The sequence below is a fragment of the Roseococcus suduntuyensis genome, from assembly GCF_014196305.1.
Taxonomy (GTDB): Bacteria; Pseudomonadota; Alphaproteobacteria; order Acetobacterales; family Acetobacteraceae; genus Roseococcus; species Roseococcus suduntuyensis.
Genome location: NZ_JACIDJ010000001.1, coordinates 792,290 through 817,836 on the forward strand (window position 1 = coordinate 792,290; position 25,547 = coordinate 817,836).

Below are 25,547 nucleotides of genomic sequence, written 5' to 3' on the forward strand. Positions count from 1 at the left end.
GATCCGCGAAGGCGGAATCGCCGGAGCGGTGAATCGCTCTCGCGGCAAAGCCAGCGCGATCCGCGAAGGCGGAATCGCCGGAGCGGTGAATCGCTCTCGCGGCAAAGCCAGCGCGATCCGCGAAGGCGGAATCGCCGGAGCGGTGAATCGCTCGCTCAACTCAGTTCAGGTCATCTCCCGCGCGCCCGGCACCCGCTTCCGTCGGCGGATCAGCCACATGACACCCAGCATGTCGTCAATGCCGACCCAGAGCCGGTCGAAGAAGCCGTATTTCGACACGCCCGCCTGGCGTGGCCGGTCGCGCACATCCACGAAGACCACGCCCAGCCCCTCGCGCTTCACCAGCGCGGGCAGGAAGCGGTGCAGCCCGTCGAATTGCGGCAAAGCGAGGAACACAGCACGCGGCAGCAGCGCGAAGCCGCAGCCGGCATCGCGCGTCGCATCGCCCAGCATGCGCTTGCGCACCCCGTTGGCGAGACGCGACTGCCAGCGCTTGAAGGCAGTGTCCTTGCGGCCGAGGCGCTGCGCCATGACCAGCACCGGCGCGCCCGCCGCGTCATGCGCGGCCAGGAGCTGCGGCACATAGGCGGGGTCGTTCTGCCCGTCGCCATCCATCAGCGTGATCAGCTCGCCGCGTGCCGCCCGGGCGCCGGCCCGCAGCGCCTCGGCCTTGCCGGCATTCACGTCCAGGTTCAGCAGGCGCAGATGCGGGCGCGTGCCGGCCAAAGCGAGGATTTCCTCCACCGTGCCGTCGGTCGAGCCGTCATTCACATAGAGGATCTCGAACTCCACCACGCCCGTCAGCGCGGCCTCGATCTCCGCCACCAGGGGGGCGATGTTCCCGGCCTCGTTGCGAACCGGGATCAGGACGGTCAAGCGCGGGTTCATGGCGCGCGCCGCCACAGCACCATCTGGCGCCAATGCCCGCCATTCATGTTGCGGCCCTCCACGACTGTCAGGCGTTCGGCCCGCAGGCCCAGGGCTTCCAGCCGCGCCAGGAAGGCCACCTCCTGCGAGGGCTGGCCGCGCCGGCCGGGGGCGGCGTCCACGAAGGCCACGCGGCAGCCCTCCAGCGCCAGGAAATCCGCGGCCTCACGCCCGCCCGTCAGCAGGGCGTCGGTGCGGGTGAGGAAGGGGAAGCTCGGCTCCCGGTAGCCCCCCGAGGCGATGGCGGGGTCGGGGCAATGGGCCTGGGCGCGGATGGCCTCGGCCATGCGGGGGGAAAGCCAGAGGCTGTCCATCCGCGCCACCATCGGCCAGGTGCCGAGCCAGGTGAACAAGGCGGCCGCCACCACCACCGGCACTGTCGCCACGGCGGAGCGATGCGCCACCATCACCGCCAACGCGCCCAGCCCCACGCCCCCCAGCAGCGCCAGGACGGAGAGGGGCGGCAGCCAACCCTCATAGAACCAGAAGGCCCCGCCGCCGGCCAGAAGCAGCGCCAGCGGCAGCAGCCAGAGCCCCTGCAGTGTCAAGCGCGACCACCAGCCGCGGGCCAGCACGCCGATCTCGGTCACGGCCAGCGCCACCAGCGCGGCCAGGGCCGGGTAGGTGGGCAGGACGTAGTGGGGAAGCTTGGTGGCCACGATCTCGAAGATCAGCCACATCGGAACCACTAGGCACAGCAGCACCACCACCTCGCGCCGCCGCCGCTCGGCCCAGATCCAGGGCAGCAGCGCCGCGAGCAGCGAGGCCGCCGGCCAGAAGGTGACCCAGACCAAGGCGAGGTAGAAGCCCGGTGGGCCGCCATGGCCCTGGTGGGCGTCGGCCACCTTGCCCAGCGCGTTCCAGCCCAGCGCGGTCTCGAAGAAGGCGCCCTCGGTGCGGATCGTGATGGCCACATACCAGGGCAGGGCGATGGCCAGCAGCAGCAGCACCCCCGGCCAGGGGCGCAGCGCGCCCAGCCAGCGCACCCCGCGCGCGGGCAGGCACAGCGCCACGGCGGCCACCGCCACCACCAGCAGCCCGATCGGCCCCTTGATCATGCTGCTGACGCCGAGCGCGCCCCAGAACAGCCAGGGCAGCCAGGTGGCGCGGAGCTTCACGGGGTCGAGGAAGGCGCGGAGCAGCACGCCCGTCGCCGCCATGACGGTGGCAAACAGGACGGCATCGGTCTTGGCGATGCGCGCCTCCACCCCCAGCAGCAGCGTCACCCCCATCAGCGCGCCCGCCAGCAGCGCCGCCCGCCGCCCGATCAGCGGCAGGAAGGCCCACCAGGTCAGCACCGTGCCCGTCACGGCGCCGATGAGCGAGGGGATGCGATAGACCCCGATAGGTGCCGCATCGCCCTGGCCGCTGAGATGCACCGCCGCCGCCTGCAGCCAGTAGATGCCGGCGGGCTGCTTGTGCCGCGGCTCGTCCTGGTTGCGGATGTCGATGTAGTCGCCGCTGGCCACCATCTGGCGTGTGGCGAGGGTGTAGCGGCCCTCGTCGCGGTCAGTGGGGGGCAGGGTGGCATAGCCGGGCAGGAAGGCACCCGCCGCCACCAGCCCCACCAGCAAGGCGGCGCGCAGAGGCGCGCGGCTGGCCCAGGCGATCAGCTTCAGTGCGGCCGCGAGGGTGGCCGCCACGATTCGTTCCAGCATCCGGTCATCAAGCGCGGCCCGAAGTAGGGAGGGCCCGCGGCATCCTTCCAAGGCGGGGGAGGGGCCGCATGGGAGCGCCAGACGGTCCGGGGGTGGTCCTAGCGCGGCGGCAGCCGCGCGGGAAGGGATGGTCGCGGCGGCAGCCGCGCGGGAAGGGATGGTCGCGGCGGCAGCCGCGCGGGAAGGGATGGTTGCGGGAGTTGACTCCAACCACCCCTCCCGCCTATCTGCCGCATCCCGGTGCGAGGGCTCCCTTCGCGCCGCCCTGTTTCCGTTTGCCGAGTGGGTCCCGTGCCATGAAAATCCGCAACAGCCTGAAGTCCGCCAAGTTGCGGGACAAGAACTGCGTGGTCGTGCGCCGCCGCGGTCGCCTGTATGTCCTGAACAAGAAGAACCCGCGGATGAAGGCCCGCCAGGGCTGAACTTGCACGGCCTCCGGGCCTTGCGATGACAAGACAGCGCCGCTGGGGAAGCCCGGCGGCGCTTTCTTGTGTGCAACCATTATCTCTCGCGGTGGTTCTCCTGGCATCGGCATTCACCGAACAGGAGACCGAACATGCGAACTCTTTGGATCGCCGGCCTCGGGGCCGTTCTCATCAGCGGCGGCGTGGCCGCGCAGGGCATGACCTCGCCCCATGGCACCGGCGTGGACCGGCATGGCGCCGCCATGCCGCGCGCGACGGAAAGCCCCTTCCAGCGCCAGCCGGGCGATGCGCCCGACAACGCGCTGCGCGCCCAGGACCCCCGTCTGACGCAGGGCCGCCTGCCGACCGGGCAGAATACGAACCAGCCCGCGCCGCTTCCGCCGGGCCTGCAGGCTTCGCCCAACCAGCAGACGCCTGACCGCACGCTGGAAGCGCAGGATCCGCGGCTGCAGCAGCAGCGTGGCACCTCCCGCCAGAATGTGACGGGCGGTTCCGGCCCGGGTGGGCGCGCTGATGCCATGCCGCATCGCCAGGCGGCCGGCGGCACCGCCGGCGCGCATGGCCGCACCGATGCGCCCCGCAACCCTGCCGACCGCGCCTATATGGGCGGTGGCATGATCCTGGAAAACGGCCGTCCTGTGCCGCTTCCGGGTGATGCGCCGGGCATGGCGTCCGACTTCCGCGCCGATGGCGTGCCGCAGTCCACCGCACGGGGTGGCCGCATGGGCGCCACGGGCATGGGCGACATGGCGCCGGACGGGCATCGCTCGCCGCAGACCAATGTCGGCCAGACCGGCATGCGTGACCAAGGCATGGTGGGCACGCCGCAGGGCGCCTTCCCCGCCAACCCCGGCACCCCGGCCGGTCGCGTGCCCAACTGATCCATGCCCTGGCCTGGCTTGAGGTCGGGGACATGATCGAGACGATTGGCCGCGTGCCCCGATCGGGCGCGCGGCCTTTCGCCGTTTGGACCCGTTGGGCGGCCCTGAACCCCTGATCGCGCAGTTGCGCCTTGCGGCGGGCGGGGTGCGACGACATGTTGCGGCTGGACGTTTCGCGGACAGCCAGCATGATCAGCCTGCCAGAGCCCAAGCCCGAAATCCTCGCCCGTCGCGCCTCCATCCTGGCGGACCTCGCGCGGCTGTTGCCGGCGGATGCCGTGATCGGCGAGGAGATCCGTCTGCGCCCCTACGAGACGGACGGGCTCTCCGCATACCGCCAGATGCCGCTCGCCGTCGTGCTGCCGCGCACCACGCAGGAGGTGGCGGAGGTGCTGCGCTACTGCCACGCCAACGAAATCCGCGTTGTGCCGCGCGGCGCGGGAACCAGCCTTTCGGGCGGCGCGCTGCCGCTGGCCGATGCGGTGGTCATCGGCCTCATGCGCATGAACCGCATCCGCGAGATCAATTTCGAGGACCGCTACGCCGTGGTCGAGGCGGGCGTCACCAACATCGGCATCACCAAGGCCGTGGAGGGCGAGGGCTTCTTCTACGCACCAGACCCTTCCAGCCAGCTTGCCTGCATGATCGGCGGCAATGTGATGATGAACAGCGGCGGGGCGCATTGCCTGAAATACGGCGTGACGGCGAACAATCTGCTGGGCGTCACCTTCGTCACCATCGAGGGCGAGGTGGTGGAGATCGGCGGCACGCACCTGGACGCCGCGGGCTATGACTGGCTCGGCCTCATCACCGGCAGCGAGGGGCAGCTGGGCCTCGTCACCGAGGTGACGGTCCGCATCCTGCGCGGGCCGGAGGGCGCGCGTGCCATGCTGGCCGCCTTCGACAGCGTGGAGGTGGCGGGCCAGGCGGTGGACGCCATCATCGGCGCGGGCGTCATTCCGGTGGCGCTGGAGTTCATGGACAAGCCCTGCATCCATGCCTGCGAGGCCTTCGCCCATGCCGGCTATCCGCTGGATGCCGAGGCCATGCTGATCATCGAGGTGGAGGGCAGCCAGGCCGAGCAGGACATGCTGCTGGGCCGCATCCGCGACATCTGCGCGCAGTTCAAGCCCATCTCCATGAAATTGGCCGAGAGCGCGGAACAGTCGCTCGCCATCTGGAAGGGCCGCAAGGGCGCCTTCGGGGCGGTGGGACGCATCAGCCCGGACTACCTCTGCATGGACGGCACCATCCCGACGGGCGAGCTGCCCTTCGTGCTGAAGCGCATCGGCGAGATGAGCACCCAATATGGCCTGGGCGTGGCCAACGTGTTCCACGCGGGCGACGGCAACCTGCACCCGCTCATCATGTTCGACGCGAACGACCCGGAAAGTTTCCGCAAGGCCGAGGCCTTCGGCGCCGACATCCTGAAGCTCTGCGTCGAGGTGGGCGGCTGCCTGACCGGCGAGCATGGCGTGGGTGTGGAGAAGCGCGACCTGATGACCGTGCAATTCACCGCGCGCGAATTGGACCTGCAGCGCGACATCAAGTCGGCCTTCGACCCCGGCTGGCTGCTGAACACGGCCAAGGTCTTCCCGCTGGAAGGCAATGCGAGGATCACGGCTTGATCGCGCCGCCTGACGAAGCGGGCGTGGCCGAGGCCGTCCGCGCCGCCCATGCGGCACGGGAGCCGCTTGCCATCGAGGGGCGTGGCACCAAGCGCGCCATGCTGCGGCCGGTGCAGGCCGCCCGCACCCTGTCCACGCGCGGGCTGACGGGCATCACGCTGTATCGCCCGACCGAGATGGTCATTTCCGCCCGCGCCGGCACGCCCATCCCCGAGATCGAGGCGGCGCTGGCCGAGCACAACCAGCAGCTCATCGCCGAACCGCCCGACACGCGCGCGCTGTTCGGCACCGAGGAGCCGGCCACGCTGGGCGGCGTGGTGGGCGCCAATCTCAGCGGGCCGCGCCGCATCACCTGGGGTGCCATGCGCGACCATGTGCTCGGCATCCGCGCCGTGAATGGCACGGGCGAGGTGTTCCGGTCCGGCGGGCGGGTGCTGAAGAACGTGACGGGCCTTGACCTCTGCAAGCTGCTGACCGGCGCGCATGGCACGCTGGGCGTGCTGACCGAGATCACGCTGAAGGTGCTGCCGCGCGCCGAATCCTCCGGCAGCCTGGTGCTGCGCGTGGCGGACATCGCTTCCGGCGTGCGCGCATTGAGCGCGGCGCTGGGCACGCCCTATGGCGTCAGCGGCGCGGCCCTGCTGCCAGATGGCCATGGGGCGATGCAGGGCTGCCTCGCCATCGCGCGCATCGAGGATTTCGCGGAAAGCGTCACCTACCGGCTGGACCGGCTGCGCGCCGAACTCGCCGCGCAGGGCGAGGCCGCGTTGCTGGGCCGCGAGGCGTCCGAGGCGCTGTGGCGCGACATCCGTGACGCCGCGCCGCTGAACCCCGCGCCGGAGGAGGCGGTGTGGCGCCTCTACCTGGCACCCTCCCGCGCGCCCGCCGCCTGCGCCGCGCTGCGCCAGGCCTTCGACGCCCGCCTGCTGCTCGATTGGGGCGGTGGCCTGATCTGGGTGGCGGGCCCGGCGACCGAGGCGGCGCATGGCGCCGTCATGCAGGCCGCCGCCGGCGGCAGCTTCACCCTGTTCCGCGGCCCCGACGCGCTGCGCGCCGCCGTTCCCGTCCTTCCCGCCGAGCCCCTGCCCCTGGCCGCCATCGGCGCACGGGTGAAGTCGGTGCTCGACCCCGCCGGCATTCTCAACCCCGGGCGCCTGCGCGCCTGAGCCCTAGGAGAGACGAGCATGGGTTCCCTGGCTGATGGCCTGGCGCTGCTGGCGCTGGTGCTGGTGAGCGCGATCTACATCGCCGCCTTCTTCGACGAGGTGGACCCGGACTGGGCCACGCGCTCGCTGAAGGAGCGGGTGCTGGCCATGCCGGTGCTGACCGGCGTGCTCATTGCCGTCTGGCTCATCGGGCTGCTGGGCGGCGCGTCCTGGCCCGGGCAGCTCGCCACCTGGGTGGCGGGCTGGAGCTTCACGGCCGTGCTGATGATCGCCGCCCTGCTGGGCGCGGCCGTGGCGGTGGTGGGCCTTGCCCTGCTGCTGCGGCTGCGCTTCTCCGGTCCCGCACTGGCGCTGCCGCGCCAGGTGGCGGCCGCGCAGCTGGGACTGGCGTTGATGCTGGTGGGCCTGGGCATGGCGCAGGCGGGAATCGGGAGCCACTGAACCTTGCAGACCAGCTTCACCGCCGAGCAGCTCCGCGACCCCGACACCGCGGAGAGCAACAAGATTCTCCGCAGCTGCGTGCATTGCGGCATGTGCACCGCCACATGCCCGACCTTCCTGCTGCTGGGCGATGAGCTGGACAGCCCGAGGGGGCGCATCTACCTCATCAAGGACATGCTGGAGAACAACCGGCCGGCCACGGAGCTGGAGGCGCGGCATGTGGACCGCTGCCTCTCCTGCCTGTCCTGCATGACGACCTGCCCCTCGGGCGTGCACTACATGCACCTGGTGGACCATGCGCGCCGCCACATCGAGGAGACCTACACCAGGCCCTTCCCCGAACGCATGCTGCGCCGCGTGCTGGGCGCGGTGCTGCCGCGTCCGGGCCTGTTCCGCGCGGCGCTGACGGCGGCGCGGCTCGCGCGGCCGCTGGCGGGGCTGGTGCCGGGCCAGTCGCTGACGGCGCAACGGCTGCGCGCCATGCTGAAGCTGGCGCCGGCCAGCCTGCCGCCGAAAAGCGCCGCGCAGGAGGCACAGGTGCATCGCGCCGAAGGCCCGCGCCGCGGCCGCGTGGGCCTGCTGACCGGCTGCGCCCAGAAGGTGCTGAACCCCACCATCAACGAGGCCACCATCCGCCTGCTCACGCGCATGGGCCTCGACGTCGTCATCACGCCGGGCCAGGGCTGCTGCGGCGCGCTGACGCACCACATGGGCCAGCACGACCCCGCCATGGCCGCCGCCCGCGCCAACATCGCCGCCTGGGGCGCTGAGATGGATGGCGAGGGGCTGGACGCCATCGTGGTGAACACCTCGGGCTGCGGCACCACCCTCAAGGACTACGGCTTCATGTTCCGCACGGAGCCCGAGGCCGATGCCGCCGCGCGCGTCTCGGCGCTGGCCATGGACGTGACCGAGGTGCTGGCGAAGTTCGACTATGCCCCCACCCGCGAGGCGCCGGGCTTGACGGTGGCCTACCACTCCGCCTGCTCGCTCCAGCACGGGCAGAAGATCACGGCGCTGCCCAAGCAGTTGCTCGCCCGCGCCGGCTTCACGGTGAAGGAGCCGGCCGAGGGCCATATCTGCTGCGGCAGCGCGGGCACCTACAACCTGATGCAGCCGGCCATCGCGGCGCAGCTGCGCGCGCGCAAGCTGGAGAACATCCAGCGCACCCGCGCCGACCTCGTCGCGGCCGGCAATATCGGCTGCATGACGCAGCTGGGGGGCGATGCGCTGCCCGTGGTCCATACCGTCGAGCTGCTGGACTGGATGGCCGGAGGGCCGAAGCCCGCCTCTCTCTGAGTGCTCCGCCGGGGCATGGACGACCGCCGCGCGCCGCGTCAATCTCCCGTGAAATCCATCACGGGAGAGAAACCATGTTCCGTCGGTCCCTGCTCGCCGCGCCCGCGCTGCTGGCGCTGCCCGCCCATGCCCAGGCCAACTACCCCGAGCGCGCCATCAACGTCGTGGTGGGCTTCCTGCCGGGCGGCTCGACCGACACGGGCGCGCGGCTGCTGGCCGAGCGGATGGCGCCGCGCCTCGGCCCCAATGCCCGCATGATCGTGGAGAACCGGCCCGGCGCGGGCGGTTCCGTGGGCGCCGAATATGTCACGCGCCAACCGGCCGATGGCTATCTGCTGACACTCTCCACTGCCTCCGGCCACGCGACCAACCCGGCCGCGCTGCCCGCCACCGTGCGCTACAACCCGGTGGAGGACTTCACCCACATCGCCGTCATCGGCGGCGGGCCGCTGGTGGTGGCGGTGCCGCGCGCCTCGCCCCACCGCACCGTCGCGGAACTGATCGCCGCCGCGCGGGCGGCCAACCCGCCCATGCTCTGGGGCAGTTCCGGCGTGGGCGGCATCGGCCATCTGACGGGCGAGGCCTTCGCGCACCGCGCCGGCATCCGTGGCGAATACGTGCCCTATCGCGGCGGGGCGGCCGTGCTGGAGGCGATGATGAAGAACGAGCTGGGCTTCTCCTTCGAGGTGATGGCCAGCGCCCTGCCGCATTTGCGCGACGGTTCCTCCCGCCCGCTCGCCGTCACCAGCCGCGCGCGCCATCCGGCCTTGCCTGACGTGCCCTCGCTGCACGAGACGGGCATGGAGGGCTTCGACATCATCACCTGGAACGTGCTGCAAGGCCCGCGCGGCATGCCCGCGCCCATCGTGGAGCGGCTGAACCGCGCGGCGGTGGAGGCGCTCGCCGAGCCCGAACTGCGCCGGCGCATGGTGCAGGCCGGCATCGACCCCGCCGACCCCGCCACGCCCGAGCAGACGCGCGCATTCGTGGCGGCGGAGCTGGAGAAGTTTCGCGGGATCGTGCGGGATGCGAACCTTCAGCTGGGGCGAACCTGAAGCCTTCGCCCGCCGCTGATTCACGCCTTCGGTGCTTCGACCGAAGGCGACCAGCCGCTGGAGCATGCTGCGTTCACATGCGTTCACGCAGTCTGCTCTAACCTTTGTTGAGAGCGGGATTCAGCGTTTTCGGTGATTCCACCTCAACGCATCCCGGTCTAACCCCGCCCCACCGTCTTCCGCGCCAGCGCCACAAGCAATTCCAGCGTGGGCGCGGAGACGCCCGCGGCGCGGGCCAGTTGCAGCGGCACCTCCAGCAGCGCGTCGAATTCCAGCGCGCGCCCCGCCTCAAAATCCTGCAGGATGGAGGGGCGGTGCGCGAGCGTGACCGAGCGCAGCACGTTCTTCTCGATCTCCGGGCCGAGCGGGTGGCCCAGCGCGGCGGCGATCGCCATGCCCTCCTGCATCACGGCCCTCGCGGCGGCCATCACCACCGGGTCGTTGAAGGTGGTCCGCATGTCCTGCCGGGTGATGAGCGTGATGGGCCCGTTGGTCAGGTTGTTGAGTAGCTTGGTCCAGATCTCGGTGCGGATGGCGGGGCTGACCACGCCGCCCATGCCGCCCGCCTCCAGCGCCGCCGCCAGGGCCTTCAGGCGCGGTGTGGCCTCGCCCGAGCGTTCCCCCATGATGAGGCGGTTGGCCGCCGTCTGCACCTGCACCACGCCAGGCTCGGTCACGGTGCAGGCGGACCACACCACGCCGCCCACGGCGCGATCGAGCCCCACCGCGGCGCGGGTGACGCCATCGGGGTCCAGCACGTCCGGCGCGTCCTCCCACCACCAGGGAATACCGTTCAGCACGAAGACCACGGGGGTGTCCGGGCGCAGCAGCGGGCTGATGGCGGCGGCGATGCCCGGCACGGCGGGCGCCTTCACCGTCACCACCACCGCATCCTGCGGGCCAAGGGCGGCGGCATCGGCCTCGGCGCGGGGGCGGGCGGTGAACTCCTCCTCCGGCGTGCGCACGGTGATGCCGCGCGCGCGGATGGCCTCCAGCTGCGCGCCGCGCGCCAGGACACTGACCTCCGCCTGGCCGCCCTTGGCGAAGCGCGCGGTGATGTGGCTGCCGATGGCGCCGGGGCCGAAGACGCAGATCTTCATGGCGTGTTCTCCAGGGCGGTGAGCATGGCCTGGCCCGCCTGCACCAGGCGTTCCACGATGCGCGCACCATGCGCCGCGTTCGCGCCGCGCGGGTCCGGGGCCTGGGTGCCGCCGGGGGCGACCTCGTCCAGGTTCAGCGGCACACCGAATTCCGCGCCGGCGGTGGCCAGCGTTCCGAAGCCACTGATGGGCAGGCCGAGGAAGGGCGGCAGTGCCTCACGCGGCGCGAGGCGCTCCGGCGCGCAGAGATCGGGCCGCAGGTGCAGCGCCACCGAGGCCACCGGGTCGCCCCCATGGCCCAGCGCGGCCGGCTCGCCGCCCAGCGCCTGCTGCCAGCCGCCCGCGTTCTTCCACAGGTGCAGCACGGGCGCGATGAGCCCGCGCGAGACCCGCAGGCCGCGCTGTGCCTCCTCGACGGCCGGGATGTTTCCGCCATGGCCGTTGATGATGAGGATGCGCGTGGCACCGCCCTCGGCCAGCGCCTCCAGCACCTCGCGCAGCAGGGCGGTCAGCGTGGCGGTGGAGAGCGCGATGCCCCCGGGCACGCCCCGGAAGAAATCCGCGCCGCCGAAGGGGATGGGCGGGGCCACCAGCGCGCGGCCATGGGCTTGCGCGATGCGCAGCGCGATGGCCTCGGCCAGCAGGTAGTCGCCCATGGGCAAGGCGGGGCCGTGGGTTTCCAGGCTGCCCAGCGGCAGCAGCACGGCATGGCCCTCGGCGAGGCGGTGCGCGACCTCGGGTGCTGACAGTTCCGCGAGTCTCATCGCAGCATGTCCACCGCGATGCGGCTCAGCGCCTGCACGCCGAGCGCGATGCAGCGCTCATCCGGCTGGTAGTTGGCGTTGTGCAGGCGGTCGTCGCGGCCAGGCGCGCCGGCGCCGATGCCCAAATGGAAGGCGGGCGCGCGCTCGGCGAAGGCGGCGAAATCCTCGGCGCCCATGCTGGGCTGGCCCTCATGCACCACCTCGCCGAAATGCGCGCGGACGCTGGCGATGGCGGGGTCCAGCACGCGGTCATCATTCACCAGCGAGGCCACCATGCGGCGGTATTCGATGGTCGCCTCCAGCCGCAGCGCGGCGGCGGAGTGTTCCACCAGGCGGCGGATGGCGGCCTCGGCCACGTCGCGCGCCTCGGCGTGCAGGGTGCGGACGGTGCCCTTCAGGTGAACGCGCTCGGGGATGATGTTGTAGGTCGTGCCGCCCTGGAACATGCCCACCGTCACCACGCAGGGGTGCAGCGGCTTCTGCTCGCGGCTGACGACCGTCTGCAATTGCGAGACGATCTGCGCCGCGCCCACGATGGGGTCCACCGCCGCATAGGGGTGGGCGGCATGGCCCGACTTGCCGCGCAGGTGGATGTCGAAGCGGTCGGAGGCGGCGAGCGACGGCCCGCGCACAAAGCCGAAGGTGCCGACCGGCTTGTCCGGGTGGTTGTGGAAGCCGATGGCCATGTCCACGCCATCCGCCGCGCCATCGGCGATCATGGCCGGCGCGCCTTCCAGCACCTCCTCGGCCGGCTGGAAGACCAGCACGATGCGCCCCGCCAGGTTCTCGCGCAGCCCGTTCAGGATTTCGGCGGCCCCCAGCAGCGTGACGGTGTGGATGTCATGCCCGCAGGCGTGCATCTTGCCGTCGTGCTTGCTCGCGAAGGGCTGGCCGGTTTCCTCATGGATGGGCAGGGCGTCCATGTCGGCGCGCAGCGCGAGCGTGGGGCCGGGCCGCGCGCCCTCGATCACGCCCAGCACGCCCGTGCGCCCCACGCCCGTGCGGTGCGCGATGCCCATGCGCGTGAGTTCGGCGGCGACGATGCCGGCCGTCCGCACCTCTTCGAAGGCGAGTTCGGGGTGGGCGTGGATGTCACGCCGCATCTCGATCAGGCGCGGCTCCAGGGCGGCGGCCTGTTCGCGGATGCGCTGTTCGGGGTTGTTGGAGAGCATGTCGCGGTCTCTTTGACGTAATGTCGCATGGTCCTCGCTGGTGCCGCCCTTGTCCACACGGGCGGCCGGGCGCCGTGCCGCGGGTAGCTGTAAAGTAATTTAGGAATAAATTCGTTTTAATATTTTGTATGGGGCGGCCTCCATGTGACTTCACCATAAGTTCCCACTCTGGAAACGAATACAGGGTAGGGAGGTATAAGTGGGCCACAGGATCAATACGAGAGATGTATTGTCCGGACTAATTTTACTTGGGTTAGGTCTGGCAGGGCTGTATTTCAATCAGGAGCACGCCATCGGTACCGCCCGGCGCATGGGGCCAGGCTACATGCCCATGCTCGCGTTTGTTGGATTGACTGGTATTGGCGCCTTCGTGACATTTGCGGCCTTTTTTACGGGCCCAAATCCGGTGGGCAACTGGTCGCGTCGCAATTTGGTCAGCCTGTTCGGGGCGATCATTGTATCGGCTTTCGTCTATCTCGTTTCGCCTTCCGTCCTTCCTTTCTTCGGGATCGGCTACAACGCCGTCGGCATCGCGATCGTGGCGGGAATGCTGGTGCTGACGCTTGCGCCCGACCTCCGCTTCATCGCGCTGATCTCGGCTTCCGTGGCGGTGTTCGGCCTGCTGCTGGAGCAGATCGGCTTCTTCGCGGCGCTGACAGGAACCATCCTGCTGTCCTGCGCGGCGGAGCGTGAACACTTCCGCAAGCCGCTCGGCGTCCTGGGCCTGATCGTCTTCATGCTGGCCCTGTGCTGGTGGGTCTTCATCCTCCAGCTCGACATCCGCGTCCACCTCTGGCCGACGATCTGAGAGCCCGCCCACATGCAATTCCTCATCGAGAACCTGGCGCACGGGTTCACCATCGCCTTCGCGGGCCAGAACCTGCTCTTCGCCTTGCTGGGCGCCTTTATCGGCACCGCCATCGGCGTGCTGCCGGGCATCGGGCCGGTGGCGACCATCTCGCTCCTGCTGCCCATCACCTTCGGCATCCCGCCGACGACGGCCATCATCATGCTGGCCGGCATCTTCTACGGGGCGCAGTATGGCGGCTCCACCACCGCCATCCTGCTGAACCTGCCGGGCGAGGTCAGCTCCGTCGTCACCACGCTCGAGGGCTACAAGATGGCCCAGAACGGGCGGGCGGGGGCCGCGCTGGCCACGGCCGCCATCGCCTCATTCCTGGGCGGCACGGTCGGCACGCTGCTGGTCGCGGCCTCGGGCCCCGCGCTCTCGGCCGTGGCGCTGTCCTTCGGCCCGGCCGAGTACTTCTCCCTCATGCTGCTCGGCCTCATCGTCGCCAGCGTGCTGGCGCAGGGCTCGCCCATCAAGGCGGTCGGCATGGTGATCCTGGGCGTGGGGCTGGGCATGGTCGGCACCGACGTGCAGACCGGGCAGCAGCGCTTCACCTTCGGCATCGCGGAGCTTTCGGACGGCATCAGCTTCGTGGCGATCGCGATGGGCATGTTCGGCATCGCCGAGATCGTGCTGAACCTGGAGCGGCCCGAGGCGCGTTCCCTGCTCAAGACCAAGGTGGGGTCCCTCTGGCTGAACCGCGAGGAGTGGAAGCGCGGCACCCCCTCGGCCGTGCGCGGCACGCTGCTGGGATCGGTGCTGGGCATCCTGCCGGGCGGCGGCGCCGCACTCGCCTCCTTCGGCTCCTTCATGATGGAGCGGAAGATGTCGAAGGGCCGGCACCTCTTCGGCAAGGGCGCCATCGAGGGCGTCGCGGGGCCGGAAGCGGCCAACAACGCCGCCTCGCAGACCGCCTTCATCCCGCTGCTGACGCTGGGCATCCCGTCCAATGCGGTGATGGCGCTCATGGTGGGCGCGCTGATCATCCAGGGCATCCAGCCCGGCCCGCAGATGATGGTGCAGCAGCCCGACCTGTTCTGGGGGCTGATCGCCTCCATGTGGATCGGCAACGTGATGCTGCTGGTCATCAACCTGCCCATGATCGGGCTGTGGGTGAAGCTGCTCCAGGTGCCCTACAAGTTCCTCTTCCCGGCCATCCTGGTGTTCTGCTGCATCGGCACCTACTCGATCAGCAACAACGTCTTCGACGTCTACATGACCATCGCGTTTGCCGTGTTCGGCTACATCTGCGCCAAGCTGCAGCTGGAGGCGGCGCCGCTGCTCATCGGCTTCGTGCTGGGCCCGATGATGGAGGAGCACCTGCGCCGCGCCATGCTACTTTCGCGCGGCGACTGGTTCATCTTCATGGAGCGCCCCATCAGCGCGACCATGCTGGCGATCGGCCTGGTGGCGCTGGTGATGATGCTGCTGCCCGCGGTGCGGCGGGGCAAGGACAAGGCGCTGGCCGAGTAGGCGGGCGCGACCGCTTCCGCAACTCACGCCGCGGGGGGTAACCTCCGCGGCGTTCCTCATGGGCGGGAGTTTGGCATGGATCTGCAACTGACGGGCAAGGTGGCGCTGGTGACGGGCGCCTCGGCGGGGCTGGGCCGCGCCATCGCGAAGGAACTGGCGGCGGAAGGCTGCAAGCTGGCACTCCTCGCGCGGCGGCGCCCGCTGCTGGAGGAACTCGCCGCAGAACTGCCCGCGGGTGCGGAGCCACTGATCATCGTGCAGGACTTCACCGCGAAGGATGCCGGCGAGAAGGTGCGCGCCGCCATGCAGGCACGCTTTGGCCGCTGTGACATCCTGGTGAACAACGCCGGCAGCAGCCGCCCGCAGACCGACCTGGGCACCGACGAGGTCTGGATGGAGGCGATGGAGATCAACTTCCACGCCGGCCGCCGCATCACCCATGCGCTGGTGCCGATGATGCAGGAGAACCAATGGGGCCGCATCATCAACCTGACCGGCCAGGACGAGCCCTTCATGGTGAACGCCGCCAACGCGCCCAACGGCGCGGTGCACATCTGGGCCAAGGCGCTGTCGCGCGTGCTGGGCCGCGACGGCATCACGGTGAACAGCCTGCCGCCCGGGCGCATCCGCTCCGAGCAGATCGACCAGCGCATCATGCCCACCGAGGAAGCACGCCGCGCCTGGGCCGAGCGCGAGGTGCCCGTGGGCTATATCGGCGAGGCGCGTGACATGGCCGTCATCGCCACGTTCCTGTGCTCACCGCTCGCGCGCTACATCACCGGCCAGGTCATCCATGTGGATGGGGGCACGCGGCGCTTCTCCCACTAGCGTCTGATCCGCGGAGGCCGGGAGGCCGGAGCGGTGAATCAGCCGCTGGTCATCCTGCGTCTGATCCGCGGAGGCCGGAAAGGCCGGAGCGGTGAATCAGCCGCTGGTCATCCTGCGTCTGATCCGCGGAGGCCGGGAGGCCGGAGCGGTGAATCAGCCGCTGCTCCTCTTCCACCAGCCGCGCGAGTCGCTCCAGCCGCCGGTCCGGCAGCCCCATGGCGCGAAGATGGGCGGCGGTGTTCAGCAGGTATTCGCGGTTGGGTCCCGCCTGGCCATGGCCGCGCGCAATGGCGGCCACCGTGCTGTCCTCGCAGGGGCGGGCATAGGAGGGGTGGCGGCGGTCGGCCACATAGGCGATGCCGCGCACCTGCCGGCCGGAGGCCAGGCTCAGCGGCAGCAGCCGGCGTTCATAGACATAGAAGCCGTTCGGGTTCTCGCGCGCGTCCAGGTATTCCAGCACCGCGGCAGCGTGGGACGCCACGACGCGGAAGGCCACGCCCCGGCAGGCGCCGCCCCGGTCCAGGCCCAGCACCAGCCCCGGCACCTCCGGCGTGCCGCGATACATGCGCGACCACAGGCAGAACCTGCGGTGATAGCCACGCAACAGGGCGGGCTCGGCGCCCTGGTGGTCGAACCCAGGCCGCCAAATGAGCGAGCCATAGGCGAAGACATACAGATGCCCATCGGCATCCAACGGCAGGTGTTGCACCGCGGCGCGGCCTTTGCTTGTCGGACGGGACCGGGTTAAGCCCAAACCCATGGCAGGAAAATGGTGGGTGCGCGCCGCTGTCGCGCCGGTGCTGGTGGTGGGCCTGGTTGCGGGGGCCTGGCACCTCGCGACCTCGCGTCTGGAGACGGAATTCACCGCCTGGCGCCAGGCGCGTGAGGCCGAGGGCTGGCACATCCGCCACGCCCCGCCCACGCGCGGAGGCTTCCCGTTGCAGGCGGAATTGCGGCTGCGCGACGTGGTGGTGGACGCGCCCTCGCGCCTGGGCTGGCAGGCCGAACGGGTGGTGCTGCGCATCGGCGTGACGCCCTGGGGCGTGCTGCGGGCGGATGTCGCGGGGGCGCAGGCGCTGCGCCATGCCGGGGGGGTGACGCCGGTGGTGGCCGAGGGGCTGCGCCTCTCCGCCCGCCTGCCCTATGCCGGGACGGATGTGGTGGCCGAGAGCCTGGCCCTGCCCGGCATGGCGGCCGAGGCGGTCTCGGGGCGGATCGAGGGTGGGCGGATGGAGTTGGCGGCCGGCCGGGTCGAGGCCGCGGGCCTGCCGCCGGTGGAGCAGGCGGGGATCGAGGCCCGGGTGAACATCCCGCTGGAAGGCACGGCCGCGCAGTGGCAGGCAGCGGGCGGGCAGCTGCGCGTGGACCGTCTGGAATTTCGCAGCGGCCGCGTGGTGGCGCAATTCGCCGGCCAGTTCAGCCTGGACCGAAGCCTGCAGCCCGAGGGCTATGGCGGCCTTTCCGTGACCCATGCGGCCGAGGCGGTGGGCACCTTGTCCGAGTCCGGCCTTGTGTCCCCCGACATGGTGGGGCCGCTCAGGGCGCTGGTGCTGCTGACCTCGCGCATCCCGCCCGAGGGCGGGCCGCCGCGCCTCGACGTGCCCATCGAGCTGCGGAACCGGCGGCTGATGGCGGCGCGCATGCCGCTCGTCTCCCTGCCCGCGCTGGACTGGCGATGACGGCGCCCGATTGGGTGGAGGAGTTCCTCGCCGCCATCCGGCGCGGCGTGGCCGAGGCCGCGATGGACGCCTTCGAGGGCCGCTTCGCCGAGGAGGCTGAGTATTACACCTCGCCCCAGCTTGCCCCGCTGCGCGGGCGCGCGGCCATCCTGGCGCATCTGCAGAAGCAGATCGCGGGGCAGCGCGACATGCGGGGCATGACGGAGGTGCTGAACGTCACCGGCATGACGGCGCTGGTGCGCTGGCGGGCCAGCTATGTGCTGCGCGCCGATGACAGCGTGCAGCATTACGACGCCCTCATCCTCTACGACTTCGCCGCGCCCGGCGTGTGCTTGCGCCGCCGTTCCTGGGCCGTGCAATGGGCCGAGACGCCATTGCCCTGAGGCCGCAACGGTTCCATCCTCCGCCCCAAGCAAGGCAATGATGGAGGAAGAGCGTGGCTTCTGTGCCAGTGTCCGGCGGGCGTTTCGTGATCATCGGCGGCGGCAGCCTGGTGGGGTCCGCCACGGCCGCCGAATTGTTGGATGCGGGTGCCGCCGAGGTGCGCCTCTTCGACAATTTCTCCATGGGCGCCGAGACGGCGGTGGCGCATCTGCGCGACAACCCGCGCCTGTCCGTGGTGCGCGGCGACGTGATGCGGATGGCTGATTTGCTGGCCGCCATGGAGGGCATGGACGGCGCCCTGCCGCTGGCCGCCTACATGACGCTGAACATGGACCGCGACCCCTGGGGCGGCTTGGACGTGAACATCCGCGGCGTGCAGAACGCGCTGGAAGCCGCTTCCGCGCGCGGCGTGAAGAAGGTGGTCTTCGCCTCCTCCAACGCGGTCTATGGCTATGGGCCGGGCATCAAGGGTGACTTGATCGAGACCACGCCCTTCTTCAGCGAAGGGGCGCCGCCGGCCGCCATCCTCTACGGCGCCACCAAGATCATCGGCGAGCAGCTCTGCCGCACCTACACGAAGAAGCACGGCCTGCCGCATGTCGTTCTGCGCTATTCGACCGTGTATGGCGAACGCCAGCACCACCGCGCCGCCAACGCGCTCTTCATCATCGAGACGCTGGAGAAGCTGGCGAAGGGCGAGCCGCCCGAGGTCTTCGGCGATGGCAGCGAGACGAAGCACTTCGTCTATGTGGGAGACCTCGCCCGCGCCAACCGCATGGCCTTCGAGAGTGCCGCCAGCGACGTGGCGGTGAACTGCTCCGGCCCCGCGCCCATCACCACGAAGGAGCTGGTGGAACTGGTCACGGAACTGGCCGGCGGCGGCCCCGCGCCGCGCTTCGTGGGCGAGACGCCGGGCAAGGTGCGCCTCACCTCCGGCGGCGCCTTCCGCATCGCGCATGAGAAGGCGCATGCCGCCATCGGCTGGAAGCCCGAGGTGGACATGCGCGAGGGGCTCGGGCGCCTCATCCGCTGGCTGCGCGAAGGCAACGCGTGATGGCTGGCCGTCTGGCGGGCAAGCGCGTCCTGATCCTGGGCGCGGGTTCGGTCGGTGTCGGCGTGGGCAATGGCCGCGCCATGGCCATTCTCTTCGCGCGCGAGGGCGCGCAGGTGGCCTGCGTGGATTACCGCATGGAGGCGGCGGAGGAGACCACCGCCATGATCGCGGCCGAGGGCGGGCAGGCCTTCGCCCTCTCTGCCGATGTGACGCAGGAAAGCGAGATCGCGCGCATCGTGGAGGCCACCATGGCCGCCTTCGGGCGCATCGACATCCTGGTGAACAATGTGGGCGGCAGCGTGCCCGGCGGGCCCGAGGAGCTGACGCCCGAGATGTGGCACAAGCAGTTCCACCACAACCTGCACTATGTGCATCTGTCCACGCGGGCGGTGCTGCCCATCATGGTGAAGCAGGGTGGCGGGGCGATCGTGAACCTCTCCTCGGTCGCGGCGCACCGGAACATCGGCAATGACCTGATGGCCTATGCGGCGTCCAAATCGGGTGTCACGGCGCTGAGCCGGATGATCGCGGTGCGCTACGCGCCGCAGGGCGTGCGCTGCAACATCGTGACGCCAGGGTTGATGCACACGCCGCTGGTGGAGGCGCGCCTCGCGGGCCAGCGCACGGGCGGCGACGTGGCGGGCATCATCGCCAGGCGCAACGCGCAGCCGCCGATGGGCCGCATGGGCGATGCCTGGGACATCGCCTATGCCGCGCTGTATCTCGCTTCCGACGAGGCGAAGTATGTCACGGGCGCCGAGATCATCGTGGATGGTGGGCTGACGCTGAAGACGCCTTAGGTTTACAAACCGTTCGTCTCACTTGCCGAGTCGCCGCTCGCGTTTTGCTCGTAGGCGTGGCCGCCACCACAAGATGTGGTAATTTTCGGCGCACAGGCCCCAGATGTAGGGTAAGCCTTGACAGGGGCGGTCTGATTATGCGGAATAAGTGTGCACTTCAGGATATGGATGAGCCGCCAGGTGGTCAGACCTGGCGGCTCGGAGATGCCCTGATCCCGTCCTGACGTCAGGTCCGGGAGGAGACTGCACACTCGGAGTGTTCCTCCGAGACGTTTCTCAGTCAAGCCTGACGTCGCCGATCGGCAAATTTAGCGCCGTAGTGTGATAGGTGACCCATGACTCAACGCACGTACCCCTCTTACTGGCTCTACAAGGACAACGCAGGCCAGTTCCGCTGGAGCTATGCGGCGTCAAACGGCCGCGTCATCGCTGTCTCGAGCGAAAGCTATCTTCGTAAGGCTGACTGTCTTCGAGGGATCGAGATCATGAAGGGCTCTTCCTCCGCTCCTGTGTGGTTGCCGGAGGATCTTGTGAACGCTGCATAAGCGACTGCATATGGGTCGGTACCTTCGGTTACGCGCGGGTGCCGACCTTAAATCCATAAAGACAAGCCCGGTCAGGCCCAGTCCGTTTCCGCGACCACCCAGGGCAGGTCCGTATCGCCCGTGCCGGCGCCTAGCCGTGTCAGCAGCGCGTGCGCCTGCCCGCGATGGTGCGTCTGGTGGTTGAACATGTGCGTCACCAGCAGCCAGCGCGGGCGGCGCATCTCGCGCCCCGTGGCGCCGCTGAACCATGTCAGGTCGCCTTCGAGATCGGCCGGCGCCAGCGCGGCCGCCCAGCCCTGCATGCGCGCATCCATCGCGGCGCGGGCGGCGCGCAGCGCGTCCCAGCCTTCCACCAGCCGCGTGCTTTCCGCGATGCCGCCCGCCGGCCGTTCCCAGCCGGCGAAACGGTGCATCCAGATGCTGTCGCCCCAGAGCAGATGGCACAGCGTGGCGTGGATGGACCCGAAGAAGGCGCCGCCATCCGCGCGCCGCTGCGCCTCGGTCAGCGTGGCGGCGGCGTCGTAGAGGCGGCGGTTCATCTCGGCATTGTAGGCGGCCATGGCGCGGACATGGGCGGGGCTGATCACGCGGGCACTTCCTTGAAGAAGAACACCACATCCTGCTTCTCGCGCCGCGCATCCAGCTCGCAGCGCGGAATGCGCCCGGCCTCCCGCCAACCCAGGCGGCGATACAGCGCCTCGCCCGCCGCGCCGCCGCGCGTGTCGAGCGTCAGCAGCTTGCGGCCCAGGCGTTCGGCCGCCTGTTCGGCCCGGCGCACCAGGGCGGTGCCCACGCCGCGCCGGCGGAGCGCGGGGTCCACCAGCAGCTTCTCGACTTCGACGCGGTGCGGCTGATTCTCCTGGCTCTCCAGGTGCAGCTGCACCGTGCCGGCCAGCACGCCATCCAGCCAGGCCACCAGCAGCAGCCGGTGGTTCTGCGCCACCTCGGTGCTGACGCGCTTCCAGAAGCCCCGCGCCTTCTCGCGCGACATGGGGGGCAGGAAGGAGACGGAGGCCCCCTCCGCCACGCAGCCGATCAGGATGTCCGCCAGGCGCCGTTCCGCGCTGGCGGCGGCGGCGGCGTCCAGCGCCTCCACCACCAGCCCACTGAGCGGCTTGCCGTAGCGGAATTCCAGCGATTTCGAGAGGTCGTCCAGGATGCGGATGGCACCCGACCGCACATAGCCGCGCTTTTCGTAGAAGGCGTGCGCGGCGTCGAAGCGCGTGTCGGTCCAGAGCACCAGGCGCTCGGCGCCGGCCGCGCGGGCATGGGCCTCGGCGGTGTCGAGCAACCGGTGCGCGAGGCCCGACCCCCGCGCCCCGGCATCCACATACAGCCGGCAGATTTCCCACGCGTCATCGGAGCCCAGCGGACGGGTGGCGACCATGCCCTGCCCGTCCTCGCTCAGCCACAGGGCCCCGCCGCTGCCGGCGAAGTAGGTGGCGAGCGCGCGAAGCTCCGGCAGCTCCGCGTCCAGGTCGAAGATGCAGCCGGGGAACTCCGCCCAGGCGTCGCGGATCAGGCGGATGAAGGCCTCGGCGTCGCCATCGCGGCCGGGACGGATGGCGACCCCCATGCTCAGCGCAGCGCCTCGCAGAAGGCCTTGATGCGGGCCATCGCCTCGGTCAGCTCGCCCATGTTGGTGGCGTAGCTGATGCGGATGTAGGGCGACATGCCATAGGCGCTGCCCTGCACCACCGTCACATGCGCCTCCTCCAGCAGGGCCATGGCCAGCTCGGTGTCGGTCGTGATCCTGGTGCCGGCCTTGGTGGTCTTGCCCAGGCAGCCCGAGACGTTGGGGAAGACGTAGAAGGCGCCCTCGGGCTTGTGGCAGACGATGCCGGGGCACTGGTTCAGCGCGTCCACCACGAAGTCGCGGCGGGTGAGGTACTCGGCCGCGCGTTCCTTCACGAGGTCCTGCGGGCCGTCCAGGGCGGCGGCGGCGGCGGCCTGGCCGATGGTGGAGACGCCCGAGGTCGCCTGGCCCTGCATGTTGAACATGGCCTTGATGAGGTTCTTCGGCCCGCCGCAGAAGCCGATGCGCCAGCCGGTCATGGCATAGGTCTTGGAGGCGCCGTTCACCGTCAGCGTGCGGTCGCGCAGGCCGGGCTCGACCTCGGCGATCGTGCAGAACTCGAACCCGTCATAGACGAGGTGCTCATACATGTCGTCGGTCATGACCCAGACATGCGGGTGGCGCATCAGCACATCGGCCAGCGCCTTCATTTCGGCGCGCGAGCAGGCCGCACCCGTCGGGTTGTTGGGGAAGTTCAGCATCACCCACTTGGTCTTGGGGGTGATGGCGGCCTCCAGGTCCTCGGGGCGCAGCTTGAAGCCGTTGTTCTGCGGGCAGTTCACGGTCACCGGCACGCCGCCCGCCACCTTCGCCATGTCCGCGTAGCTGATCCAGTAGGGGGCGGGGATGACCACCTCGTCGCCCGGATCGAGGGTCGCCATCAGCGCGTTGTAGATGGCCTGCTTGCCGCCATTCGTCACCAGGATCTCGTCATCGGAGAAGTCCAGGTTGTTGTCGCGCTTGAACTTCCGGCGGATGGCCGCCTTGAAGGCCGGCGTGCCGCCCTGGGGCGGATACTTGGTGTCGCCCTTCAGCGCCGCCTGGTGCGCGGCCTCGATGGCATGGGCGGGGGTGGCGAAATCGGGCTCGCCGGAGTTCAGCGCGATGACCTTCACACCCTGGGCGGCGAGTTCGCGCGCCTTCATCCCCATGACGACGGAAGCGGAGACCTGGACATCGGCGAGGCGACTGGCGAGGGTGGGCATGGTCAATTCCTGAAGCGGTGTGAAAGGCGCGCGCATCCTATGGCCGGGCCGGGGCCGCGCCAATATGCGGGGGCATTGCGTCATCGGAATGCAACCCACCGGGGTGGGCAGTTCTCGCGCCGCGGGGTTTCGGCTAAGCGGCACCACCATGCGCCACTTCCTCGATTTCGAAAAACCCATCGCCGAGCTGGAAGGCAAGCTCGAGGAGCTGCGCCGCACCACGGATGCGGGCGGGCTCGACCTGCACGAGGAGATCGAGAAGCTCCGCGACAAGGCCGAGAAGCTGCTGGCGGCGACCTACGCCAAGCTCACCCCCTGGCAGAAGGCCCAGGTGGCCCGCCACCCCGAGCGGCCCAAATGCCTGCACTATGTGGAAGCCCTGATCGAGGACTGGACGCCCCTGGCCGGCGACCGCGCCTTCGGCGAGGATGCGGCCATCATCAGTGGGTTGGGCCGTTTCCGGGGCCGCCCCGTGGCCGTGCTGGGCACCGAGAAGGGCCACGACACCGAAACCCGCGTGAAGCACAATTTCGGCATGGCCAAGCCCGAGGGCTACCGCAAGGCCCGGCGCATCATGCAGCTGGCCGGGCGGTTCAACCTGCCGATTCTCTCCTTCGTGGACACCTCCGGCGCCTTCCCGGGCATCGAGGCCGAGGCGCGCGGGCAAGCCGAAGCCATCGCCCGCTCCATCGAGGCGGGGCTGGAGGCACCGGTGCCCTTCGTGGCCACCATCATCGGCGAGGGCGGTTCGGGCGGCGCCATCGCGCTCGCCACCGCCGATAGGGTGCTGATGCTGGAGCACGCCATCTATTCCGTGATCAGCCCCGAGGGCTGCGCCAGCATCCTGTGGCGGGACGCGACCCTGGCGCCCCAGGCCGCCGAGGCGCTGAAGCTGACGGCCGAGGACCTGAAGCGCCTCGCCTTGATCGACACCGTCATCACCGAGCCGCTGGGCGGCGCCCACCGTGACACCGCGGCCACCCTGGCCAGCGTGGGCGATGCGGTGGCGGCGGCGCTGGACCCGCTGCTCAAGCTGGACGGACCCACGCTAAAGGCCCGGCGGCGCGACAAATTTCTCGAAATGGGGCGAAGCGCGGTAGCCTGACGGCATGACCCCCCCGCCCGCCTTCTCCCCCGCCGAAGCCCGGCGGTCCTTCCTGCGGGCCTTTCCCACCATCGCGGTGGCCATCTTCATCCCGGCCATCGACACCACCATCACCGCCACCGCCCTGCCCGCCATGGCGGCGGAGTTCGGGGTGGTGGAGCGCATTTCCTGGGTGGTGGTGGCCTATCTCATCGCCGCCACCATCGCCGCCCCGGTCTTCGGCCGGCTGGGCGATGCCTTCGGCCGCCGGCGCATGCTGCTGCTGGGATTCGCCATGCAGGGGCTGGGCATGCTGGCCGCGGGGCTCGCGCCCAGCTTCGAGGCCCTGCTGGCCGCCCGCCTGCTGCAAGGCTTCGGCGGCGGCGCCCTGCTGACCCTGGCCATGGCGCTGATCGGCGAAAGCCTGCCGCCGCGCGAACGCGGCCGTTACCAGGGCTACCTGGTGGCCTGCTTCATGAGCGCCTCGGCCACCGGCCCGCTGGCGGGTGGGTGGCTCACCCAGGCCTTCGGCTGGCCGGCGGTGTTCCTGGCCGGGCTGCCGCTGGTGATCCTGGGGGCGTTGGCCGCCTATACCTTGCCGCGCCGGCCCCTCTCCGGCGCTGGCTTCCGCTTCGACCTGCCGGGCACGCTGCTCTTTGCCGTGTTCGTGGTGACGCTGGTGCTGATGCTGGACCGCATCCAGGCCCTGCGCTGGGATGCGGCGGTCTGGGCCGCCGTGTTCGGCCTGATGGCGCTGGGCGCCCTGCTGGCGCTGGGCTTCGTCGAGCGCCGCGTGCCCGACCCGCTGCTGCCCCTGCCTTTGCTGGCCCACCCGGCCATCTGGCGCCTGTCCATCCTGTCGGCCTGCGTGCAGGGGGTGCTGGTGGCGCTGATCTCCTTCCTGCCGCTATATCTGTACGCGGTGCGGGACGTGCCGCTGGCCACCGTGGGCGTGCTGCTGCTGCCGATGAGCGTGGGCGGCGGGGTGGGCGCCTTGATCTCCGGGCAGTTCATGGCGCGCACGGGGCGGAACATGCTGCTGCCCTCCATCGGGCTCACGGCCTCGGCCGTGCTGCTGTCGGGGCTGGCCTTTGTGGCGCAGGACATTCCCCTGGCCTGGCTGCCCTGGGTGCTGGGGGTGGTCAGCTTCTGCTTCGGCACCTCCTTCCCCGTGGTGCAGACCACGGTGCAGGTGGCGGCGGGGCCGGGGCAGCTCGGTGTCGCCACCGCCTCGGTGCAGTTCATGCGGAACCTGGGCTCGGCGGCGGGGACGGCCATCCTGGGCACCGTCATCTTCGGCAGCTTCGCCCTGGCCGATGCCGCCCTGGCCGAGCGTTTCGCCTCCGTGCTGCGCGGCGGGCGAGAGGCGCTCGCCGCGCTGCCGGTGCTGGAGAGGGCCGCCATGGCGGCGGGCCTCTCGGGCGGCTACCGCGCCATGTTCGCGGGGGCCGCGGCCATCATGGCCTTGGCCGCCGTGATGGCCTGGCGGGTGCCGCTGCGGCGGGTCTGAGCCTTGGCGCCTGATCCGTGGCGGTGAATCAGGCGCCCCGACA

General features: G+C 70.3%; 26 protein-coding genes. 17 read left to right on the forward strand and 9 right to left on the reverse strand.

From position 1 onward, the window contains the following. Window positions 1-165 precede the first annotated feature (165 nt). Together GGQ83_RS03670 and GGQ83_RS03675 are read right to left on the reverse strand one after the other, a co-directional pair. Window positions 166-876 (reverse strand): glycosyltransferase, encoded by a 711-nt coding sequence (locus GGQ83_RS03670; protein ID WP_242535016.1) that lies wholly within the window; start codon window positions 874-876, stop codon window positions 166-168. A gap of 8 nt (window positions 877-884) precedes the next feature. Further along, window positions 885-2,585: a glycosyltransferase family 39 protein gene (locus GGQ83_RS03675; RefSeq protein WP_184382230.1), complete on the reverse strand. Its 1,701-nt coding sequence runs from the start codon at window positions 2,583-2,585 to the stop codon at window positions 885-887. Between the two features lie 296 nt (window positions 2,586-2,881). Between GGQ83_RS03675 and ykgO the strand changes: the two genes are divergently transcribed. The 7 genes from ykgO to GGQ83_RS03710 all read left to right on the forward strand — a co-directional run bounded on the left by ykgO (window position 2,882) and on the right by GGQ83_RS03710 (window position 9,480). Further along, window positions 2,882-3,007: a type B 50S ribosomal protein L36 gene (gene ykgO / locus GGQ83_RS03680; RefSeq protein WP_184382231.1), complete on the forward strand. Its 126-nt coding sequence runs from the start codon at window positions 2,882-2,884 to the stop codon at window positions 3,005-3,007. A 134-nt stretch (window positions 3,008-3,141) separates the two neighbouring features. Then, window positions 3,142-3,891, forward strand: coding sequence for a hypothetical protein (locus GGQ83_RS03685; protein ID WP_184382232.1), 750 nt, complete (start codon window positions 3,142-3,144; stop codon window positions 3,889-3,891). A 188-nt stretch (window positions 3,892-4,079) separates the two neighbouring features. Continuing rightward, complete coding sequence (locus tag GGQ83_RS03690) at window positions 4,080-5,519, forward strand: FAD-linked oxidase C-terminal domain-containing protein (protein WP_184382233.1); 1,440 nt, start codon at window positions 4,080-4,082, stop codon at window positions 5,517-5,519. Continuing rightward, window positions 5,516-6,685: an FAD-binding protein gene (locus tag GGQ83_RS03695; protein ID WP_184382234.1), complete on the forward strand. Its 1,170-nt coding sequence runs from the start codon at window positions 5,516-5,518 to the stop codon at window positions 6,683-6,685. The genes GGQ83_RS03690 and GGQ83_RS03695 overlap by 4 nt, the downstream gene beginning before the upstream one ends. Before the next feature lie 18 nt (window positions 6,686-6,703). Beyond that, on the forward strand, window positions 6,704-7,126 hold the full coding sequence (locus GGQ83_RS03700) for a hypothetical protein (protein ID WP_184382235.1): 423 nt from the start codon (window positions 6,704-6,706) through the stop codon (window positions 7,124-7,126). A gap of 3 nt (window positions 7,127-7,129) precedes the next feature. After that, window positions 7,130-8,425 (forward strand): glycolate oxidase subunit GlcF, encoded by a 1,296-nt coding sequence (glcF, locus tag GGQ83_RS03705; protein WP_184382236.1) that lies wholly within the window; start codon window positions 7,130-7,132, stop codon window positions 8,423-8,425. A gap of 74 nt (window positions 8,426-8,499) precedes the next feature. Continuing rightward, window positions 8,500-9,480 carry a Bug family tripartite tricarboxylate transporter substrate binding protein gene (locus GGQ83_RS03710; protein ID WP_184382237.1) on the forward strand — a complete coding sequence of 327 codons (981 nt, stop codon included), beginning with the start codon at window positions 8,500-8,502 and terminating at the stop codon, window positions 9,478-9,480. Window positions 9,481-9,638: 158 nt separating this feature from the next. Here GGQ83_RS03710 and GGQ83_RS03715 read toward each other — a convergent pair whose 3' ends face one another. The 3 genes from GGQ83_RS03715 to GGQ83_RS03725 are packed head-to-tail and all read right to left on the reverse strand — an operon-like array spanning window position 9,639 to window position 12,516. Next, window positions 9,639-10,580, reverse strand: a complete 942-nt coding sequence (locus tag GGQ83_RS03715) for a ketopantoate reductase family protein (protein WP_184382238.1) — start codon at window positions 10,578-10,580, stop codon at window positions 9,639-9,641. Then, window positions 10,577-11,344, reverse strand: a complete 768-nt coding sequence (locus tag GGQ83_RS03720; RefSeq protein WP_184382239.1) for a creatininase family protein — start codon at window positions 11,342-11,344, stop codon at window positions 10,577-10,579. Before GGQ83_RS03720 ends, GGQ83_RS03715 begins: the two co-directional genes overlap by 4 nt. Continuing rightward, the gene (locus GGQ83_RS03725; protein WP_184382240.1) at window positions 11,341-12,516 is read right to left on the reverse strand and encodes a M20 metallopeptidase family protein; all 1,176 of its coding nucleotides are present in this window, start codon (window positions 12,514-12,516) and stop codon (window positions 11,341-11,343) included. The genes GGQ83_RS03720 and GGQ83_RS03725 overlap by 4 nt, the downstream gene beginning before the upstream one ends. A gap of 325 nt (window positions 12,517-12,841) precedes the next feature. Here GGQ83_RS03725 and GGQ83_RS03730 point away from each other — a divergent pair, with 325 nt between their 5' ends. The 3 genes from GGQ83_RS03730 to GGQ83_RS03740 all read left to right on the forward strand — a co-directional run bounded on the left by GGQ83_RS03730 (window position 12,842) and on the right by GGQ83_RS03740 (window position 15,667). Next, window positions 12,842-13,324, forward strand: coding sequence for a hypothetical protein (locus GGQ83_RS03730; protein WP_184382241.1), 483 nt, complete (start codon window positions 12,842-12,844; stop codon window positions 13,322-13,324). Window positions 13,325-13,336: 12 nt separating this feature from the next. Next, entirely contained in the window at window positions 13,337-14,839 is a 1,503-nt protein-coding gene (locus tag GGQ83_RS03735; protein ID WP_184382242.1) for a tripartite tricarboxylate transporter permease, read from the forward strand. A 75-nt stretch (window positions 14,840-14,914) separates the two neighbouring features. Beyond that, window positions 14,915-15,667 carry an SDR family NAD(P)-dependent oxidoreductase gene (locus tag GGQ83_RS03740; RefSeq protein WP_184382243.1) on the forward strand — a complete coding sequence of 251 codons (753 nt, stop codon included), beginning with the start codon at window positions 14,915-14,917 and terminating at the stop codon, window positions 15,665-15,667. A gap of 49 nt (window positions 15,668-15,716) precedes the next feature. Here GGQ83_RS03740 and GGQ83_RS03745 read toward each other — a convergent pair whose 3' ends face one another. Beyond that, entirely contained in the window at window positions 15,717-16,376 is a 660-nt protein-coding gene (locus tag GGQ83_RS03745; protein ID WP_311727120.1) for a gamma-glutamylcyclotransferase, read from the reverse strand. 67 nt (window positions 16,377-16,443) lie between these two features. Between GGQ83_RS03745 and GGQ83_RS03750 the strand changes: the two genes are divergently transcribed. The 5 genes from GGQ83_RS03750 (at window position 16,444) to GGQ83_RS03770 (ending at window position 20,129) form a co-directional block, all read left to right on the forward strand. Then, window positions 16,444-17,346 (forward strand): DUF2125 domain-containing protein, encoded by a 903-nt coding sequence (locus GGQ83_RS03750; protein ID WP_184382245.1) that lies wholly within the window; start codon window positions 16,444-16,446, stop codon window positions 17,344-17,346. Beyond that, complete coding sequence (locus GGQ83_RS03755) at window positions 17,343-17,729, forward strand: nuclear transport factor 2 family protein (RefSeq protein WP_184382246.1); 387 nt, start codon at window positions 17,343-17,345, stop codon at window positions 17,727-17,729. Before GGQ83_RS03750 ends, GGQ83_RS03755 begins: the two co-directional genes overlap by 4 nt. A 53-nt stretch (window positions 17,730-17,782) precedes the next feature. Beyond that, the gene (locus GGQ83_RS03760) at window positions 17,783-18,784 is read left to right on the forward strand and encodes an NAD-dependent epimerase/dehydratase family protein (RefSeq protein WP_184382247.1); all 1,002 of its coding nucleotides are present in this window, start codon (window positions 17,783-17,785) and stop codon (window positions 18,782-18,784) included. Continuing rightward, on the forward strand, window positions 18,784-19,584 hold the full coding sequence (locus GGQ83_RS03765; RefSeq protein ID WP_184382248.1) for an SDR family NAD(P)-dependent oxidoreductase: 801 nt from the start codon (window positions 18,784-18,786) through the stop codon (window positions 19,582-19,584). Before GGQ83_RS03760 ends, GGQ83_RS03765 begins: the two co-directional genes overlap by 1 nt. A gap of 335 nt (window positions 19,585-19,919) precedes the next feature. Beyond that, on the forward strand, window positions 19,920-20,129 hold the full coding sequence (locus GGQ83_RS03770; RefSeq protein WP_184382249.1) for a YegP family protein: 210 nt from the start codon (window positions 19,920-19,922) through the stop codon (window positions 20,127-20,129). A gap of 71 nt (window positions 20,130-20,200) precedes the next feature. On the opposite strand, the gene GGQ83_RS03775 is transcribed toward GGQ83_RS03770, so the two are convergent. Genes GGQ83_RS03775 through GGQ83_RS03785 form a run of 3 tightly spaced genes read right to left on the reverse strand, consistent with a single transcriptional unit; the run spans window position 20,201 to window position 22,910 of the window. Then, on the reverse strand, window positions 20,201-20,716 hold the full coding sequence (locus GGQ83_RS03775) for a DinB family protein (protein ID WP_311727124.1): 516 nt from the start codon (window positions 20,714-20,716) through the stop codon (window positions 20,201-20,203). Next, the gene (locus tag GGQ83_RS03780) at window positions 20,713-21,705 is read right to left on the reverse strand and encodes a GNAT family N-acetyltransferase (protein WP_184382250.1); all 993 of its coding nucleotides are present in this window, start codon (window positions 21,703-21,705) and stop codon (window positions 20,713-20,715) included. Before GGQ83_RS03780 ends, GGQ83_RS03775 begins: the two co-directional genes overlap by 4 nt. A 2-nt stretch (window positions 21,706-21,707) precedes the next feature. Beyond that, window positions 21,708-22,910, reverse strand: coding sequence for a pyridoxal phosphate-dependent aminotransferase (locus tag GGQ83_RS03785; RefSeq protein ID WP_184382251.1), 1,203 nt, complete (start codon window positions 22,908-22,910; stop codon window positions 21,708-21,710). A 148-nt stretch (window positions 22,911-23,058) separates the two neighbouring features. Between GGQ83_RS03785 and GGQ83_RS03790 the strand changes: the two genes are divergently transcribed. Further along, a complete protein-coding gene (locus tag GGQ83_RS03790) occupies window positions 23,059-24,015 on the forward strand; it encodes an acetyl-CoA carboxylase carboxyltransferase subunit alpha (RefSeq protein ID WP_184382252.1) in 957 nt (318 codons plus the stop codon). 4 nt (window positions 24,016-24,019) lie between these two features. Continuing rightward, a complete protein-coding gene (locus tag GGQ83_RS03795) occupies window positions 24,020-25,504 on the forward strand; it encodes an MFS transporter (RefSeq protein ID WP_184382253.1) in 1,485 nt (494 codons plus the stop codon). Window positions 25,505-25,547 lie beyond the last annotated feature (43 nt).